General features: G+C 70.1%; 20 protein-coding genes. 11 read left to right on the top strand and 9 right to left on the bottom strand.

Features of this window, described 5'->3' with window-relative positions:
- Positions 1 to 257, bottom strand: a 257-nt coding sequence (locus G412_RS35385) for a transposase (RefSeq protein WP_167546480.1), incomplete at its 3' end; no start/stop codon positions are given.
- Positions 258 to 544: 287 nt separating this feature from the next.
- Between G412_RS35385 and G412_RS0120635 the strand changes: the two genes are divergently transcribed.
- Positions 545 to 1411 carry a polyphosphate kinase 2 family protein gene (locus tag G412_RS0120635; protein WP_028813732.1) on the top strand — a complete coding sequence of 289 codons (867 nt, stop codon included), beginning with the start codon at positions 545 to 547 and terminating at the stop codon, positions 1409 to 1411.
- Between the two features lie 20 nt (positions 1412 to 1431).
- Complete coding sequence (locus G412_RS0120630; protein ID WP_425274496.1) at positions 1432 to 2301, top strand: polysaccharide deacetylase family protein; 870 nt, start codon at positions 1432 to 1434, stop codon at positions 2299 to 2301.
- Here G412_RS0120630 and G412_RS0120625 read toward each other — a convergent pair.
- From G412_RS0120625 to G412_RS0120615, 3 genes are read right to left on the bottom strand one after another with little or no spacing between them, the layout of a single operon-like run.
- Positions 2296 to 2829 carry a GNAT family N-acetyltransferase gene (locus G412_RS0120625; protein WP_028813730.1) on the bottom strand — a complete coding sequence of 178 codons (534 nt, stop codon included), beginning with the start codon at positions 2827 to 2829 and terminating at the stop codon, positions 2296 to 2298. The genes G412_RS0120630 and G412_RS0120625 overlap by 6 nt on opposite strands.
- Before the next feature lie 43 nt (positions 2830 to 2872).
- Entirely contained in the window at positions 2873 to 3010 is a 138-nt protein-coding gene (locus tag G412_RS40255; protein ID WP_167546479.1) for a hypothetical protein, read from the bottom strand.
- 56 nt (positions 3011 to 3066) lie between these two features.
- Positions 3067 to 3744: an AIM24 family protein gene (locus tag G412_RS0120615; RefSeq protein ID WP_028813729.1), complete on the bottom strand. Its 678-nt coding sequence runs from the start codon at positions 3742 to 3744 to the stop codon at positions 3067 to 3069.
- A gap of 85 nt (positions 3745 to 3829) precedes the next feature.
- Between G412_RS0120615 and G412_RS0120610 the strand changes: the two genes are divergently transcribed.
- Positions 3830 to 4582 (top strand): peptidyl-tRNA hydrolase, encoded by a 753-nt coding sequence (locus G412_RS0120610; RefSeq protein WP_028813728.1) that lies wholly within the window; start codon positions 3830 to 3832, stop codon positions 4580 to 4582.
- A 46-nt stretch (positions 4583 to 4628) separates the two neighbouring features.
- Here the strand turns inward: G412_RS0120610 and G412_RS35380 are convergent, their stop codons facing one another.
- From G412_RS35380 to G412_RS40250, 3 genes are all read right to left on the bottom strand, one after another.
- The gene (locus tag G412_RS35380) at positions 4629 to 5525 is read right to left on the bottom strand and encodes an alpha/beta fold hydrolase (RefSeq protein ID WP_078607208.1); all 897 of its coding nucleotides are present in this window, start codon (positions 5523 to 5525) and stop codon (positions 4629 to 4631) included.
- Positions 5525 to 6115: a TetR/AcrR family transcriptional regulator gene (locus tag G412_RS0120600; RefSeq protein WP_028813727.1), complete on the bottom strand. Its 591-nt coding sequence runs from the start codon at positions 6113 to 6115 to the stop codon at positions 5525 to 5527. Before G412_RS0120600 ends, G412_RS35380 begins: the two co-directional genes overlap by 1 nt.
- A gap of 63 nt (positions 6116 to 6178) precedes the next feature.
- The gene (locus G412_RS40250; RefSeq protein ID WP_051338505.1) at positions 6179 to 6613 is read right to left on the bottom strand and encodes a hypothetical protein; all 435 of its coding nucleotides are present in this window, start codon (positions 6611 to 6613) and stop codon (positions 6179 to 6181) included.
- A gap of 99 nt (positions 6614 to 6712) precedes the next feature.
- Here G412_RS40250 and G412_RS35370 point away from each other — a divergent pair, with 99 nt between their 5' ends.
- Both G412_RS35370 and G412_RS0120585 read left to right on the top strand, forming a co-directional pair.
- Positions 6713 to 7609, top strand: coding sequence for an alpha/beta fold hydrolase (locus tag G412_RS35370; protein ID WP_051338504.1), 897 nt, complete (start codon positions 6713 to 6715; stop codon positions 7607 to 7609).
- A 138-nt stretch (positions 7610 to 7747) separates the two neighbouring features.
- Entirely contained in the window at positions 7748 to 8392 is a 645-nt protein-coding gene (locus G412_RS0120585; protein WP_028813726.1) for a TetR/AcrR family transcriptional regulator, read from the top strand.
- A gap of 67 nt (positions 8393 to 8459) precedes the next feature.
- Here G412_RS0120585 and fabI read toward each other — a convergent pair whose 3' ends face one another.
- Entirely contained in the window at positions 8460 to 9239 is a 780-nt protein-coding gene (fabI, locus tag G412_RS0120580) for an enoyl-ACP reductase FabI (protein WP_028813725.1), read from the bottom strand.
- The gene (locus G412_RS35365; RefSeq protein WP_051338503.1) at positions 9236 to 10099 is read right to left on the bottom strand and encodes an alpha/beta hydrolase; all 864 of its coding nucleotides are present in this window, start codon (positions 10097 to 10099) and stop codon (positions 9236 to 9238) included. Before G412_RS35365 ends, fabI begins: the two co-directional genes overlap by 4 nt.
- 319 nt (positions 10100 to 10418) lie before the next feature.
- Between G412_RS35365 and G412_RS35360 the strand changes: the two genes are divergently transcribed.
- Genes G412_RS35360 through G412_RS0120540 form a run of 6 tightly spaced genes read left to right on the top strand, consistent with a single transcriptional unit; the run spans position 10419 to position 16353 of the window.
- Positions 10419 to 11369, top strand: coding sequence for a patatin-like phospholipase domain-containing protein (locus G412_RS35360; protein WP_051338502.1), 951 nt, complete (start codon positions 10419 to 10421; stop codon positions 11367 to 11369).
- Positions 11366 to 11716 carry a 4Fe-4S binding protein gene (locus G412_RS35355; protein WP_051338501.1) on the top strand — a complete coding sequence of 117 codons (351 nt, stop codon included), beginning with the start codon at positions 11366 to 11368 and terminating at the stop codon, positions 11714 to 11716. Before G412_RS35360 ends, G412_RS35355 begins: the two co-directional genes overlap by 4 nt.
- A complete protein-coding gene (locus G412_RS35350) occupies positions 11700 to 13514 on the top strand; it encodes a fatty acyl-AMP ligase (RefSeq protein WP_244283129.1) in 1815 nt (604 codons plus the stop codon). Before G412_RS35355 ends, G412_RS35350 begins: the two co-directional genes overlap by 17 nt.
- Positions 13511 to 13777 (top strand): MoaD/ThiS family protein, encoded by a 267-nt coding sequence (locus tag G412_RS0120550; RefSeq protein ID WP_028813723.1) that lies wholly within the window; start codon positions 13511 to 13513, stop codon positions 13775 to 13777. Before G412_RS35350 ends, G412_RS0120550 begins: the two co-directional genes overlap by 4 nt.
- Before the next feature lie 6 nt (positions 13778 to 13783).
- Positions 13784 to 14614: an acyl-CoA thioesterase family protein gene (locus G412_RS0120545; protein WP_028813722.1), complete on the top strand. Its 831-nt coding sequence runs from the start codon at positions 13784 to 13786 to the stop codon at positions 14612 to 14614.
- A complete protein-coding gene (locus G412_RS0120540; RefSeq protein WP_051338500.1) occupies positions 14611 to 16353 on the top strand; it encodes an acyl-CoA dehydrogenase family protein in 1743 nt (580 codons plus the stop codon). The genes G412_RS0120545 and G412_RS0120540 overlap by 4 nt, the downstream gene beginning before the upstream one ends.
- Positions 16354 to 16361 lie beyond the last annotated feature (8 nt).

Below are 16361 nucleotides of genomic sequence, written 5' to 3'. Positions count from 1 at the left end.
CTCGCCCGCACCGCCTCCGCGGCCTGCCGGTCAGTGAGGCCCTCCACGAACTGCAGCACCAGCACCATCACCAGACGACCCGGAGACCAGGCAGGCTTCCCTCGTGCCGGGAACAGGTCCGCGAACTGTCCGTCGATGAACAGCGGACCCAACTCGTCCCGGATCCGGATCGCTAGGCTCCCCTTCGGGAACGCCGCCCGCGCCACCCGCACCGTCTCCCGCGGAACCTCTCCCGGTCCCTTCGGCTGCATAGACAACGACACCCACCCCATACGACAACGTCGGCCTTCAAGACCACAACCAGGTCTCGAAGGCCGACGTCACGTCACAGCGAGGGCTGAATTAACCAACAGCGTCCGCACCGGCTCCCGCCCCCTTTTCCGCTTCCCCGGCTCAGTGACATGGGCGGAGAAGACGCCCGGTCCCCGTACCGGTCGCGATTTCCGCCGGGCCGTCGCAGGATCGAGGGAACCGACGGGACCGGCAAGGGGTGTCAGTGGCCAGGAAGAAGCCGGGGCAGGAGCCCGCGAAGAAGCCCGCGAAGGTGCGGGGGCGGCACGCGGGCCCGCTGAGTGAGCTGCTGCGCGTCCCCGAGGGCGAACGGGTCAGCCTGTCCTCGTACGACGCCGGTGGCACTCCGGGGTTCCCCGCCGGCCGGCCGCCGCTGAAGGTGGCCGGCCTGGCGGCGACCGCCCTGATGGGGGAACGTCTCGCCGGTCTCCAGGAGCGCCTGTACGCGGCGAGCACCGCGGGCGACCGGCGACGCCTGCTGCTCGTACTCCAGGGCATGGACACCAGCGGCAAGGGCGGCACCGTCAAGCACGTCATCGGCATCTTCAATCCGTCCGGCTGCCGGATCAAGGCCTTCAAGGCGCCGACGGCCGAGGAACGGAACCACCCCTTCCTGTGGCGGATCATGAAGGCGCTGCCGCATCCGGGCGAGATCGGCATCTTCGACCGTTCGCAGTACGAGGACGTGCTGATCGCCCGGGTGCGCGAGCTGGTGCCGCGCGAGGAGATCGGCCGCCGCTACGGCCAGATCAACCGCTTCGAGAAGTCTCTCGCCGATGACGGCGTCACGGTCGTCAAGGTCTTCCTGCACATCAGCTACGAGGAGCAGCGCCGCCGTCTGCTCAAACGCCTCGACAACCCCGACAAGCACTGGAAGTTCAGCCCGGTCGACATCGACGAGCGCGCGCTGTGGCCCGCCTACCAGGAGGCGTACGAGCTGGCGCTGGAGCGCTGCTCGACCAAGGCCGCCCCGTGGTTCGTTGTCCCGGCCGACCGGAAGTGGTACCGCGACTGGGCCGTCAGCAAACTGCTGCTCGAACACCTGGAAGCGCTGGATCCGCGGTACCCGAGGGCGGACTTCGACGTGGCGGAGTGCCGCGAACGGCTATTGTCCCGATAATCGGATAGTTTCCGTGTGTGATCATTCCCGTACGACGACGAAGACTGGTGACGGCAGCGGTGCTGTGCGCCGCCCTCACGGGGTGCGCAGGCGGACCCAACGGGTCCGCCTCCTTCCCGGCCGCGGCGACCCCGGCCGCCTCTGCCTCCGGCCGCCCCGCACCCGCCCCGTCACCGGAGCGGGCCGCGCCACCGACCCTCGCGGCGGGCCCCGGCGGTCTCACCCCCGTCTTCGAACGCGCCCGCGACACCCGTACCAAAACCGTCGCGCTGACCTTCGACGCCGACATGACCGCGGACCAGGGCCCACGGGCCGCGCGCGGCGAACACTTCGACAACCCCGCCCTGATCGCGTCCCTGCGCAGGCTGAAGGTCCCGGCGACGGTCTTCATGACGGGCCGCTGGGCCGAGGAGTACCCGGACCAGGCCAGGTCCATCGGGCGGGACCCGCTCTTCGAGATCGCCAACCACTCGTACAGCCACCACGCCTTCAAGTCCCCCTGCTACGGCCTGCCGACGGTCGAGGGGCAGCAGATGCGCACCGACGTGGAGCGCGCCTTCGCCGCGTTCCGCAAGGCCGGCGCGCGGAACATCGTCCCGTACTTCCGTTTCCCCGGCGGCTGTTACGACGACGAGGCCCTGCGCGCACTGGCCCCGGCGAAGGTGACGGCGGTCCAGTGGGACGTGGTGAGCGGCGACGCCTTCGCGCGCGACGGGGACGCGGTGGCCGAGCAGGTCCTGGCCGGGGTGCGGCCGGGCTCGCTGGTGGTCATGCACTGCACGCGCAGCGCGGCGCCGGTGACCGAGCAGGCGATCCTGCGGATCGTGCCGGAGCTGCGCGAGCGCGGCTACCGCTTCGTGAAGGTCTCGGATCTCATGAAGTCGTCATGAGCCCACGTGAGCCTCGTACAGCGTCTCCATCCCGTCCTCCTCGTCCCACAGTTCGCCGGTCTCCGTGAAGCCGAAGCCGGCGATGGTGGCCAGGGACGCCACGTTGTCGGGGCGGATCGACGCCCGCACCGTGGTCACACCCGGCTCGGCGGCGGCCCGGCGCAGCAGCTCGGCGAGGGTGGCCCTGGCGTATCCCCGGCGGCGAAAGGCGGGGTCGACGGCGTAACCGACCTCGACCATGCCCCGGTCGTCGGGCGGACCGTGGAATCCGCCGTGCCCGACGACCTCGCCGCCCGGCCCGCACACCGCGAGCCGGCCACACCAGTGCGCCCGCGCGGGGTCGTCGGCCATCTGCCCGAGGCGGTAGCGCCACAGCCACAGCGCACTGTCGGTCAGGAAGAACTCGGTCAGGGCGACCCCGGCCTCGGCGCCGGCCGCGGCCAGGTCACCGTCGAGCAGGGCGGTCATGACCGCCCCGTCCAGCTCCACGAAACTGATCTGTCGCTGCTGCTCGTCTCGATCTGTCACCGTGCGGATGATCCCGGCCGCCCGGCCGCCCGTCCACCGGATTTCACCCCGAGCAGGCCATGCGCTGCGCCTCCTGCCACTCGCAGACGGGGCAGTACACGACACCCCTGACCGACTCCGGGTACTCGGTCGGCTTCCGGCACAGCACGCACTCGGCGTACGGCGGGCTCTTCTCGTCCATGCGTACGAGCCTACTCAGGCCCACCGGGGCCCGAGCAGGCGCCGCTTCGGGCAAGGTCAGCTGCTCGCCGCCTTCTCGGGCTTGAGCTCGCTCGGCCGGACGATGACGAAGCCGTCGCCCTGGAGCATGAGCTGGACCGCCTCGCCCGAGCCGCCGCGGATCATGGAGCCGACCGACTGCGAGCGGTGCAGCGAGGTGTTGAGCTGGGCGCTCCACCCCACCACCGCGTCGGTGTCGACGTACACCGGCTGCTGCTGGGTCACGGGGATCACGATCGGGCTGCCCTCACAGATGACGGCGAGCTTGCCGTATCCGGTGAAGAGGCTGTTGAAGAGGCCGCCGCCGGTCATGCCGGCGCCCTTCACCGTCTTGATCTCGTACGAGAGGGTCGCGTCGAAGCACAGCACGTTACGGCCGTTGACGGTGAGCGCGTCGCCCTGCTCGAGGTCGACGATGAAGCAGTTCTGCGCCTCGTGCGCGAACCACGCCTCGCCCTGGCCGCGCACAGCCATCAGTGCCAGGCCCTCGCCGGTGACGGCGCGCTTGAGCATGCCGCCGATGCCCTGGCCCTTGCGCTCGAACTGCAGGTTGCCGCGGAAGGCGATCATCGAGCCCTGCCGCGCGTGCATCTCGCCATTGACGGCGTACTTCACCGACTTGGCGTTCTGGAGGGTCATTCCGGGAACAGGGGCCTGCTGCGCCATGTTCTCTGAGGCAAAAAGATCGCTCTTCATGCGGATCATCCTGGCCCGGAGCCATCCGTTCCGCCAAGCTACCTGAGGAGGAGATGCCCCGGACCCGGCTGGCAGACTTGGCCGGGTGAGCGACAACGGCATCCCCGAGACCCCCGACAGTCCCTTCCGGCACGAGCAGACGGCGCGCGACGAGGCCCCGCAGTTCGTGCTGCCGCTGGTCGTGCACATCGAGAAGGACGCTCCGCCGGCCCGTACGGACGCCCTGGAGACGGCGGCCCGCGCGGTCCTGGTGATGCTGTCCGACGAGCGGTCGCTGGGCGAGGGCGAGTGGGCCGGGGCGATGCGGCTCTGGCAGGACGCCCGGATCCGCAAGGTGGTGCGGCGGGCACGCGGCGGCGAGTGGCGGAAGGCCTCGGCGCTCCCCGGCATCACCGTCACGGGACAGGCGGCGGAGGTGCGGGTCTTCCCGCCCGTACCGCTGGACGGCTGGCCCAAGGAGCTGGCGAAGCTCCAGGTCTCGGGCACGGAGCTGGACGATCCGCGGCCGCCGGGCCCGGCCGCCGCCGAGGACCCGGTGCTGTGGATGAACCCGGACCTCGCCATGTCGGCGGGCAAGGCGATGGCGCAGGCCGGTCACGGCGCCCAACTGGCCTGGTGGGAGCTGTCGGAGGTGGAACGGAAGGCCTGGCAGACCGCCGGCTTCCCGCTTGCGGTACGCACGGCGGAGGCCGGGCGGTGGCGGGAGCTCACCGCGAGCGGGCTGCCGACAGTGCACGACGCGGGGTTCACGGAGATCGCCCCCGGAGCAACTGTTGTAGCCGAAGGGATTGACCGTGTCAGGTCTGTGCTGCGCCCACCACGTGCCAGCGGCCACTGAAGCCCCGTCTTCACAGGGCCGGGCAGCACCGTGTCGAGGACGACGCCTACTTCCCGATCACCTCGCCTGCGTGCTTGGGGCTGATTAGGTCGAGGGGGATTCGAGTACAGGTGCGCAGTACCTTTCGCAGGAGTTCGCCGAACTCGGCGGGGTGTGTGGTCAGGCCGGTGTGTCCGCCGGGGAAGTGCACGAGTTCCGTGCCGAGACGTTCGGCCAGGAGCGCGGCCGGACGGTAGGGCAACTCGCCGCGTGAGTCGTGGCCGCAGGCGAGCACGAGCCGGTCCGACAGCGCCTCCAGCCGGTGGATGTCCGGGGTGTAGGACATGAAGCGGGGCACGATGCGCCCGACGAAGTACGGCAGGTTGGCCATCGTCCGCCCGGCTCGCGCCGCTGCTTGCGGCGGAAGCTTGAGCTCGGCCTTCGGTTCGGTGGTGTCGCCGTCCTTCTTCAGACCGGCAGCGAACACGGACATCGCCGGCATGAGCCCGCGGGCGTGGAACGTCTCCTGCACGCGCGCGATGAGCGCGCGATGTTCGGAGGCGTCCGGCAAGACCTCAACTATCGGCGGCTCGTGCGCCACGACGCGCTCTACGCGTTCAGGATGGGCGGTGAGCAGGTGTACGGCGGCGATCGCGCCCGAGCTGGCGCCGAACACCCGGGCGGGCTCGCCGGGCGACAGCACTTCCAGCATCCGGAACGCGTCATCGGCGTGTTCGGCCACGCACTGCTCGGCTTCGGGATCGTCCAGCGGGCTACGGGACATGCCGCGCGGGTCGTAGGTCGCGACGGTGTGTTCAGCGGCCAGGTCGTCGGCGATGCCGTCGAAAGAGGCCGCGTCGCCCGCCCCTCCGGGGATCAGCAGCAGGAGCGGGCCCTGGCCGCGTACTTCGTAGTGCAGGGTCGCGCCGGGCACGCGCAGGCTGCCGATGGTCGGGTCAGTCATCAGGAGTCTCCCTCTTGCAACGGGGGCCAGTTCTCCAGGAGGGCGTGGAGAGCGTCGAGGGCACGGACCCAGGAGTGCTGCGGCGAACGCTCGTGCGCGAACCCGCCCGCGGCCTCCAAGGCGACGAACCCGTGGAACGTGCTGCGCAGCAACCGGACCGCGTCGGTCAGATCGGGCTCGGCCAGTCCGTAGCCGCGCAACATGCCGTAGGTCAGCTCGACCGCACGCCGTGGTCCGGGCGCTTGTGCTGCCAGTTCAGGGTCGATCTGGAGGGGAGTCTGCGTCGCCATGTACCGGCCCGGATGCTGGTGGGCGTACTCCCGCCAGGCGTTCGCAAACGCCACCAGCGCGTCCTTGCCCGACCGTCCGGCGGTGGCCTCCGCGATACGGATGGTCTTCTCGTCCGCCGCGAGAAGCGCGATCCGCCCGCGCAGGTCCTCCAGGCTGCGGACGTGCGTGTACAGGCTCGCGTCCTTCACGCCAAGCCTGCGCGCCACCTGCGACATGGTCACCCGGTCGAGCCCGACCTCGTCCGCCAACGCGGCGCCCGCGATCGTCACCCGCTCCACTGTCAGCCCAGCCCGCGCCATGCACCCTCCTCGTTCCTAGGACCCCTAGCTTATACCTAGAGCCTCTAGGATGCGAGCCAGGTTTCAGGCCGACCACGCCGACCGGCCCGAGAGCAGGGAGCGGGCGGCTTCCCGGGTGGCGCCCATGTCGAAGCGCTCGGTGCGCCAGGTGGCCGAGCGCAGGCTGCCCCGGTTCCGATAGGAGCGCACGATCCGCACATGGTCGTGGCGCGCCACGAAGCCCTGCAGATCCCGTTCCGCACGCCATACGGATATCGAACCCGAGCGCGGACGGAGCAGATCAGGATCCATCCACAGCCAGAGGCCGACCGCGCCTTCGACGTCCTGCCAGACCCGCCTCAGGGCAACCCCGGCGACGGTGACGCCGGCGGCGGTCCACGGCCGGTGCGGGGTGAATTCGGTGACGCTGACGACGGCTGCGCCGTCCGCACAGCCGCCGGGCGCGAAGTCCCCTGCCGGTCCCGGCTTCCATGGCGTGAACCAGATGGTGGCCGACATGGCGTTCTCCTCTTGAGAGCGGGGACGGCAAGAAGCGTAAAAGCACGGTCGTTCGTGCTAACTTATCACGCCTCTGATGCCGACCGAGGAGTACTGGGCATGGTCCCCACCGAGGCACTTGCCAGCACCGCGCTCAACCTCGCCTCCCGAGTCTCGGGAGGGCTCGCGGGCGCGGGCGCCTACACCCTGTTCCACATGCCGCTCGCCCGGAGCAGGATGCGGGGCACGGAACGGGAGCTGTTCGACAGGGCGGACATCAAGCGGCTGGAGGTCAACGGCAAGTCCGCGGTGACCTACCGATGGGGCAACGGCGAAAGGCCCGTACTCCTGGTGCACGGCTGGCAGTCGCGCGGCTCGCGTTTCGCCCACTTCATTCCGGGACTCCTCGACCGGGACTACAGCGTCATCACCTTCGACGCGCCCGGCCACGGCGACTCCACCGGCCGCAGCACGACGATTCTCGACTACCGCGACATCCTCACCGAACTCCACGATCAGTACGGCGAGTTCGAGGCCGTGGTTGCGCACTCGCTCGGCGCCCTCGGTTCGTTCTTCGCACTGCAGCACGGAGTGAAGGCGAAGAGGATCACCACCATCAGCGGAGTCTGCGACTTCGACTATCTGGTCGAGGAGTTCTGCTCCGCCCTCAAACTGCGCCACCGGCTGAAGGCCCAGCTGCACGACCGCATCAGCAAGAACCTCTTCCCCGGCATGCCGGCCGACCGGACGCCCTTCTCCGTGGTGAACACGGTTACGGACATAGAGTCTCCGCTCCTGGTCGTCCACGACGAGGGCGACACCAGAATCGGCGTGGAGCAGGGGCGCAGGCTCGCCGGTGCGTTCGGCGGTCAGGCACGCCTGATCACCACAAGCGACCTTGGACACCGCCGGATCCTGGGTGATCCCGAAGTCGTACGTGCCGTCCTGGACTTCATTGAGCACGGGCCGGGCCGCCGGCCCGGTGAGGCGGGCACCGAGTCGGTCGTGGCCCAGTGAGGCCCCACGGCCGCCGAGGTCCTGGGACGTGCGGTACCCGGCCCGCCTCTCATACACTGACCGCACGGTCGTCTACTTACTCAGTACACTGGACATTCAGCGGCACCATGAGGGTCTGGCCCAGGAGATAGGCAGGGCATGGCAGCGACACACATCGACGGGCGGATCGCGCGGGGGAACCAGACGCGTCAGCTGGTCCTCAAGCGCGCCGTGGAGATCGCCTCCGTCGAGGGCCTGGAGGGCCTCTCGCTGGGACGGCTCGCGACCGAGCTGAAGCTCAGCAAGAGCGGCGTATTCGCCCTGTTCGGCTCCAAGGAGGACCTGCAGCTCGCTGCGGTCCGGGCGGCCATCAAGGTCTACCTGGAGCACGTCGTCCAGCCGGCCCGCGACCTGCCGCCGGGGCTCGACCGTCTGTGGCGGGTGTGCACCGGCTGGCTCGACTACTCCCGGCAGCGGGTCTTCCCGGGCGGCTGCTTCTTCTACTCGGCCTCGGCCGAGTACGACGCCCGCGAGGGCAAGGTCCACGACACGCTCGCCGCGGCCCGCACCAACTGGTTCACCTTCCTCGAACAGACCGTGCGCGAAGCGCAGCAGGCGGGCGAGGCCGAGGAGGGCACCGACGTGCCCCAGCTCGTGTTCGAGCTCGCCGCGCTCATGGAGATGGCCAACGCCGAATCCGTCCTGCACAACGAGTTCACCTGCTACGACAAGGCGGCCAAGGCCATCCTGAATCGCCTGCGCGGCGTGGCCACCGACACGTCGCTGCTCCCCGACTCTCTCTGACACAGCGGCAGTTGAGCGGGGGCGAGGGCCCACGGAGAGGCCCTCGCCCGCCGCGACCGCGGCAGTCTCATGCCCCGATGGCGTGCACTCCTCCGTCGACGTGCACGATCTCACCCGTCGTCCGGGGGAACCAGTCCGAGAGCAGTGCGACGACCGCACGGGCCGCCGGCTCCGGGTCGGACAGATCCCAGCCGATGGGGGCGCGCGTGCTCCACACTTCCCGGAATGTCTCGAACCCCGGTATGGACTTGGCCGCCATCGTCTTGATCGGTCCGGCCGCGACCAGGTTGCAGCGGATACCGCGCGGCCCGAGATCCCGCGCCACATAGCGCGAGGTGGATTCGAGTGCCGCCTTGGCCACTCCCATCCAGTCGTACGCGGGCCAGGCCGTCTGTGCGTCGAAGTCCAGGCCCACAATCGCCCCGCCCCGCTCCTCCATGAGGGGCAGACAGGCCACGGCCAGGGATTTCAGCGAGTACGCGGACACCTCGACGGCGGTCGCGACCGAATCCCAGCCGGTGTTGAGAAAGTTGCCCCCGAGTGCGTCCTGCGGCGCGAAGGCAATGGAGTGCACTACGCCGTCGAGGCGGGCGTCCGGGCCGATGCTCGCCCTGATCCGTTCCGCGAGACTCTCCAGGTGCCCCTTGTCCTGGACATCGAGTTCGATCAGCGGCGCCGGCCGGGGCAGCCGCTTGGCGATTCGTTCAACCAGGCTGAGCCGGCCGTACCCGGTGAGTACCACCTCGGCGCCCTGCTCCTGTGCGAGCCGGGCGGCATGGAAGGCGATCGAGGACTCCATCAGGACCCCGGTCACCAGGACGCGCTTGCCCGCGAGTATTCCGCTCATCCCGCTGCCACCTCGGCCTTCCGCTCGGACTCCACCGCACCGGATGTAATGAACTCCCCTATTTCCGCGACAACTTGGGGGGCACCGAGGATGCGCCGGTGCCCAAATCTGCGGGTGGTGACCAGCCGGGCACGGTCACCGAAGGCCTCGGCGATGCGCTTGCCCTGACCGGCGTCGACCATGCCGTCGTCCTCGTCATGGATGACAAGAAGCGGAATCTGCACGCTCGCGGACTCATGGAAGACCGAGAAACGGGTCCACATGTCCGCCTCTCCCCCGTACACATCTTGTTCGATACGTCGGCGAAGCTCCTCCTTGAGGTGCGGCTCGAGGCCCATCCCGGCACTGAACGAGTCGACCAGATACGCGAAGTCGGGGACCGAGCTGATCGCCACGATCCGACCGGCGCGCACCCCCTGCCGCAGGGAGAAAAAGGTCGCGGTGACACCGAACGAGTGCGCCACGACGGCCTCGAACTTCCCGTACGTACGGTGGAGTTCGGTGATGATGTGGCAGAACTCCAGCAGGGTGGTGGAGTCGCCGGTGGCCTCGCCGTGGCCTGGCGCGTCGAAGGCCACTGGGCTGCACCCCAGCTGGAGCAGTCGGGCGATGGCCTTCGCGTAGCGCGATGCGCGTGACTCCCAGCCATGGACGAGGAGCACCGGACGCTCACCGCTGCCCCAGCGATAGGCGACCGCCACCTTGCCGTTGACGGTCAGCTCGCTCGTCTGCGCACTTTCGACGACTGCCCGCTCGTCGGGCCTGACCCTGCTGCGGCCCTGCGGCCGCCGGAAGAGGTCGAACACCTCCTCGCCCTTGTCGCTCAGGGCCGTACCGACGGCTGCCGTAGCGGGATCCATTCCACGCCCTCCAGATCGATCAGAATGGCGAGATGTTAGCACGATCGTTCGCTCATATTTCGGCGGTCGCGACTTGCGAACAGAAACATGAACGTACGGTCGTGCTAATGTCTGCTCAGTCAACTCCCCCCTTGGAGGCCGGTATGACGCTCCCGCACTCCCCTTCCCGCACGGGCGAAGCGGTCGACACAGGCCCGGGTCCGGGCCCGAACCAGTGGATCAAAGACCACTTGGACGGCCTGATCGATGCTCACTTCCTGACGGACTGCCCTACGTCCGGCACCTCCCCCACATCCGAGCTCGACAAGGGGCTGCCGTCATGACCGGCGCGAACACCACGGAACGCATCGGTATCGCCGTCGCCTCGGGAATGCTCAAAGGGGTGTACGGCCACGGAGTGCTGTCCGCCTTCGAGGAGCGCGGGCTGCGCGCGCAGGTGTACGGCACCGCCTCGTCCTCCGGCCTGTCCGGCGGACTGGCCGCCATAGGCCGGGCGCGGCGCACCGGCGCCGAGTACTGGCTGGGCGCCGCCGGTGCCGCCGCGGAAAAGGGCATGAGCAGTGTCGTACTCGACAGCATCAGGGAATACGGCCCCGCACTGCGCGAGGGACTCTTCCACCCCGAGGCCCCGGAGTTCCTCCTTGCCACCAGCAAGGTCACCAATCCGGCCGCCGCGGAAGCCACCCAGGGGCCGCAGGCCAAGGCGCTCGGCAAGCAGCTCCTGCGCAACGTCTTCACCGGGGATCGGAGTTGGGTCGAGGAGAACCTGTCCACCGTCGTGTTCTCCTCCCGCGCCGCGGCCGGGGGCGAGGAACCCCGGTTGACGCCGGACAACTACGACGCGGTCTCCTACGCCTCGACGCGCATGCTGCATGCCTGGGCCGTGCCTGCTGAGGTCGACGGGCAGGCCTACGTCGACGCCTCGTACACCTGCTCCTGTCCGGCGCGGGAGGTCGCGGCCAAGGGCGTGACCGTGCTGATCGCGATCGGCTGCGACCCCTTCCCCCTCTTCCGTGACCTCTACGCGTCCGAGGAGATCGTCGACGGCTCCGTCCTGGGCGGGGCGCGGGTGCTGGTGATCAAGCCGGACGAGGACCTCAAGCTGCTGGGCGTCGACTATGCCGCGGCGACGCCGGAGGGCCTGGTCAAGGCCTACGAACGCGGTCTCGACGCCGGACACCGCTTCGTTGACCAGCATGCCGAGCTGCTCGGTTCGGACATCGCCCGGCAACCCGGCGTACCGGGTGACAGAGGGAAGGACATGACGTGACACACGTCGTCACCGAGCAGTGCGTCCACTGCAAGTTCGCGGAATGCATCACCTACTGCCCGGTCGCCTGCTTCCGTGAGGCCGGGACGTTCCTGGTCATCGATCCCGAGGAGTGCATCGACTGCGGGAACTGCGTGGAGGCGTGCCCCGCCGACGCGATCTACCCGGAGGACGAGCTGCCACCCGAGCTCGCGCCGGCCCTGGCGTGGAATGCCCGGCTCTCGGCCGAACTGCCCTTGGCCACTACGCGCGTTGTGCCGCTGCCGGATGGCGACGAGTGGCTGGGGAAGCCCGGCAAGTGGAACTCCCTGCCGGCGGAACAGGCTCCCGGTGTCCCCTGTCAGTGACCACGGTTTCGCAGCGCTGCTGCACGAACGGGCGCTCCACCGGCCCGATGTCGTGGCCTACCGCTTTGTCGGTGACGACGAGTCGGCCGAGGAGATCACCTACGCCGAGCTCGACAAGCGGGCCCGGACCGTCGCGGCAAGCATTCTGGCGACCACCCGGGGGCGGCCTGACCCGGCGCTGCTGCTCTTCGCACCGGGCCTCGACTACCTCGCGGGCCTGTTCGGCTGCTTCTACGCGGGCGTGCCGGCGGTGCCCGCCTTCCCGCCGGACCCAACCCGGTTGGCGCGCACGCTGCCGCGGCTTGCCGCGATCATCCAGGACGCCGGTTCCGACGTCGTACTGACCACCTCGGACATCGCACCGCTGATGGCGGACTGGCTCGCGACGGCGATCGACGGCCGCGCCCCTCGCCTGATCACCACCGACACGCCGGCCGGGACCGACGGCGACCTCAGCGCCGAAGGGCCGGTTCCGGTGAGCCGTCCGGTCCGGCTCGCGCTGCTGCAGTACACCTCGGGTTCGACGGCACTCCCGCGTGGCGTCATGCTCAGCCATGCCCAGTTGCTGAGCAACTGCCATGAGATCGCCCGCGGGTTCGGGATCCATCCGGGCAGCTCGGGCGGCCTGTGGCTGCCGCCGTATCACGACATGGGACTGATCGGCGGCATCCTCACCCCGCTGTCCGCCGGCATACCGGTGACGCTCATGTCGCCGGTGACGTTTCTGCGCCGCCCACTGGCCTGGCTGCGCATGCTCTCCCGGTACGGCGCGACGATCACCGGCGCCCCGAACTTCGCGTACGACCTCTGTGTGCGCCGGGCAACGGACGCCGATGTGGCAGCCCTCGATCTGTCCGGCGTCGAGCTCACCTTCACCGGCGCCGAGCCGGTGCGCGCCGAGACGATGGCGCGGTTCGCCGAGCGTTTCGGGCCGAGCGGCTTCCGGGACAAGTCCTTCTACCCGTGCTACGGCCTCGCCGAGGCGACCCTGTTCGTGACCGGCGGCAAGCCGCTGGACGGCTGGCGCTCGGTGGAGGTCTCCCGCGAGGCGCTGGAGTCGCGCGGTACGGCCTCGCCGGCCGGACCGGCACAGAGCTCGCGGTCGCTGGTGAGCTGCGGCCGCCCCGGCCCCGGCACCCGCGTGCTGATCGCCGACCCGGCCACTCGTGAGCCACTGGTGGACGGCGCGGTCGGCGAGATCTGGATCGACTCGCCCGGTGTCGCCGACGGTTACTGGCAGCGCCCGCAGGAGAGCGCCGAGACGTTCGGCGCGATGACGGTGGCCGACGACGGCCCGTATCTGCGTACCGGTGACCTCGGGTTCGTCCAGGACGGCGAGCTCTTCGTGGCGGGACGCCTGAAGGACCTCGTCGTCATCAACGGTCGCAACCTCGATCCGGTCGACATCGAGCGCGTCTGCGAGGCCTCGGTCCCCGGGATCCGCCGCAACTGCGGAGCCGCGTTCGCGGTGGAAGACGCAGCGGGAGACACCGAGCGTCTGGTGGTGGTCTACGAGGCCGACGCCGGCGACGAGGGGCACTACCGGGCGACTGTCGACGGCATCCGGCGGACCGTCTCGCGGGAGTTGAGCGTTCCGCCGCACGCGGTTGTCCTGATAGCGCCGCAGAGCATCCCCAAGACCTCCAGCGGAAAGGTGCAGCGCTGGCTGGCCCGCCGGAACTATCTGGCCGGCGCACTTCAGGAGCTCGCCCGCTGGCAGGCACCCGCCCGGCGCACGCGGGCGCCGGACCCCGGCGCCGGGCGACAGGACCACATCGACGAAGGGGCCGGACGATGATCGTCAAGGTCAGGGGCGTCCTGCTCCGCTTCACGGACTACGAGAACGAGATCGAGGTCGGCGGAAACACGGTGCGGGCCGGTCTGGCCGCTCTGACCGAGCGCTACCCCAACCTGGGCAAGGTACTGCTCGACCGCACGGGAGAAGTGCGCCCGACGCATCTGATCGCCCTCAACGGCGAGCGGCTCACCAGGAGTGAGCTGGATCGCGAGGCCACCGACGACGACCGGGTGGACATCGTCACCGCGGTCTCCGGAGGCTAGGCCGCGATGCCGCGCAGCTCCACCTACGAGGCCGTACTCGACGCAAGCCTGTTCACCCCGGCGCAACTGCAGCCCACCGCGGTCGGACGGCTCGCGTTCCAGGCCGGCACCCGCTGGATGCGCGACCATGTGTGCAGCCACCGCACCCTCGTGCACGAGCACCGCGTGGGATTCGTGCTGTGGTCATGGCAGTTGGAGTACGTACACCCGCTGCGGTTCCCCGACGCCGACGACGCGGTGGTCGAGGTGACCGCGCGCATCCGCGGCCCGCGTGCTTCGCAGCTCGAAGTGGAGATGACACTCGAAGGCCCGGCCGGTGTCGCGGTGCGCACACGGGCCGCGTCGGTGCCACTGCGGCTCAGCGGCGACGAGGCGCTCTCCGGCGTGCCCCGGCCACTGCCCGATGCGCTCGTCGCCGCCTTCCACGACGACGAGATCGAGCGCACCGCGCACCGGTCGCAGGTGCGCGCACTGCGCGCCGGGTTCGAGCGTGACGGTGAGCAACTGGCCGCTGCCGTGTCGGAGTTCCGTGTGCATCGTCACCACTGCGAAGTGGCCGACCAGTGGTACTGGGCCGAGACCCTCGGCTTCGCCGCCGGAGCGCGCGAGGAACTCGTGCTGAAGTACGGCAAGGCGGTCCCCGGGCTGCGCCGCGCGCAGGCCGAGCCGATCCGCCGGGTCGATGTGACCTGGCTGCGGGCCGGCCAGCTGTGGGATCTGCTGCAGGTCCGCACCACCGCCCATCGGCTCGGCGAAGGACTCGCGTTCGTACATGAGCTGGGGCTTGCCGACGACGAGGACGGCGGACCGTACGCCGTCGTGGTGGAGCGCATATGACCTTCCCTGACAACCTGACGACGGCCGGACCCGGCGGCCCGCTGCCCACGTTCGACAGCGCGGCGCGGATCGAGCAAGCGCTCGGCTGCCCCTTCGACCCGAGCAGCGGAATGTCGCTGGCCGGCGGCGTACGCGCCGACGAGCTCGAGGCGGAACCCACCGCGGCCTACGACGCTGCCTGGGCGGCCGGCCTGCACGAGCACCTGGTCCCCGCGTCCGAAGGCGGCCGGCTCGCCTCGTTCGAGTCACTGATGGCCGTGGTGCGCGCCACCTCGCGCCGCGATCTGGCGGTCTCCGTCGGCCTGGGGTCGACACTCCTTGCCGCGACACCGGTGTGGATCTGGGGCGACGACGCACAGCGGCCCAGGGTCGCCGAGCTCGTGCTCGGCCGCGCCCGGGGCACAGCGGGCATCAGCGAAGAGGCGGCGGGCAGCGACCTGCTCGCCACCGGCACCCGCGCCGTCCCGGTTCCGGGCGGATATGTGCTCGACGGAGAGAAATGGCTCGTCGGCAACGGCCGGCGCTCCTCGTTCGCCACCGTCCTTGCCGCATCAAAGCCGTCGTACGGACTGTTCCTGCTCGACTTCGACGCCCTCGGCGGCAGCGCGGTGAAGCGGCTCCAGAAGGTACGCACCCACGGTCTGCGCGGCCATGATCTGAGCGGCTTCACCCTCAGTGGCTGCCGGGTCGGCGCCGATGCCGTGCTGGGCCGGCCGGGCCGGGGCATTGAGATGGTCTCCGGAATGCTGCAGTTCACCAGGACCCTGGTCGGTGCGAGCAGCCTCGGCGCGGCCGACACGGCACTGCGGATCGCACTGCGCCATGCCCGTGGGCGGATGCTCTACGGCCGGCCGGCGCTCGCCATGGCCCCGGTACGTTCCCTGCTCGCCCGTGGCTTCGCCGATCTGCTGGTCGCGGAGTGCACCGAGCTGGCCGCCGCGCGCGGCCTCGATGTGGCCCGGCAGCGGATGGCACTGTGGTCCGCGGTGGCCAAGTACGTGGTGCCGGGGCTGTGCGTGGACGCCGTGACCGCCTGCGGGGAGGTACTGAGCGCACGCGCCCACCTGCGCGAGGGTGTTGCGGGCGGCGCCTTCCAGAAGCTGCTGCGCGATGTGGCGATCACCCCGGTGTTCGAGGGCACCGAGCTGGTGCAGCTCGACACTGTCCGGGCCCAGTTGGCAGGCGCCGCACGACGCCGCAGGGCGCCGGCCGAGCTGCCGCTCCCGCTGCTCTTCGGGTTCGGCGAGGCGGTGGGGTCCCCCGCGCCGCGGGAGCTGCGCCCGTCGATCACCTTCGGCGGCGCCGACGAAGTGGTCGACCTCCTCGACGACGCGGTCGAGGCGCTGGCCGACGACGGCGAACTCGCTGCCCTGGCCCGCAGACTCCTCGCGGTCCGTGACGAGACGCGGCAGGCATTCGCCGCGCTCGGCACGCGGCGAACGACCGAGGCCTACGAGGCAGCCCGCCGGCACTGTCTGGTGCACGCGGCGGCCTGCTGTCTGCACACCTGGCTCCAACGCCGTGAGGCGCTCGGCGGCCTGGCCATCGAGCGGGCCTGGCTCTCGCTCGCACTGCGCCGCGTCGTGACGCGCCTCGGCCTGCCGGCCGGGCCCGACCTGGCGGCCGAGGAGCTGCTGGTACGCCGGCTCGAAGAGCTCGACGACGACGACCGGGCGTTCTCCCTCGTGCCGCTGCGGCTCGCACCGCAACACCGTGACCCCTCACCCAAGCGAAGCTAGGAGTACGC

The organism is Streptomyces flavidovirens DSM 40150, assembly GCF_000429085.1.
Classification (GTDB): domain Bacteria; phylum Actinomycetota; class Actinomycetes; order Streptomycetales; family Streptomycetaceae; genus Streptomyces; species Streptomyces flavidovirens.
This window is presented reverse-complemented; position numbering and strand designations above follow the sequence as displayed.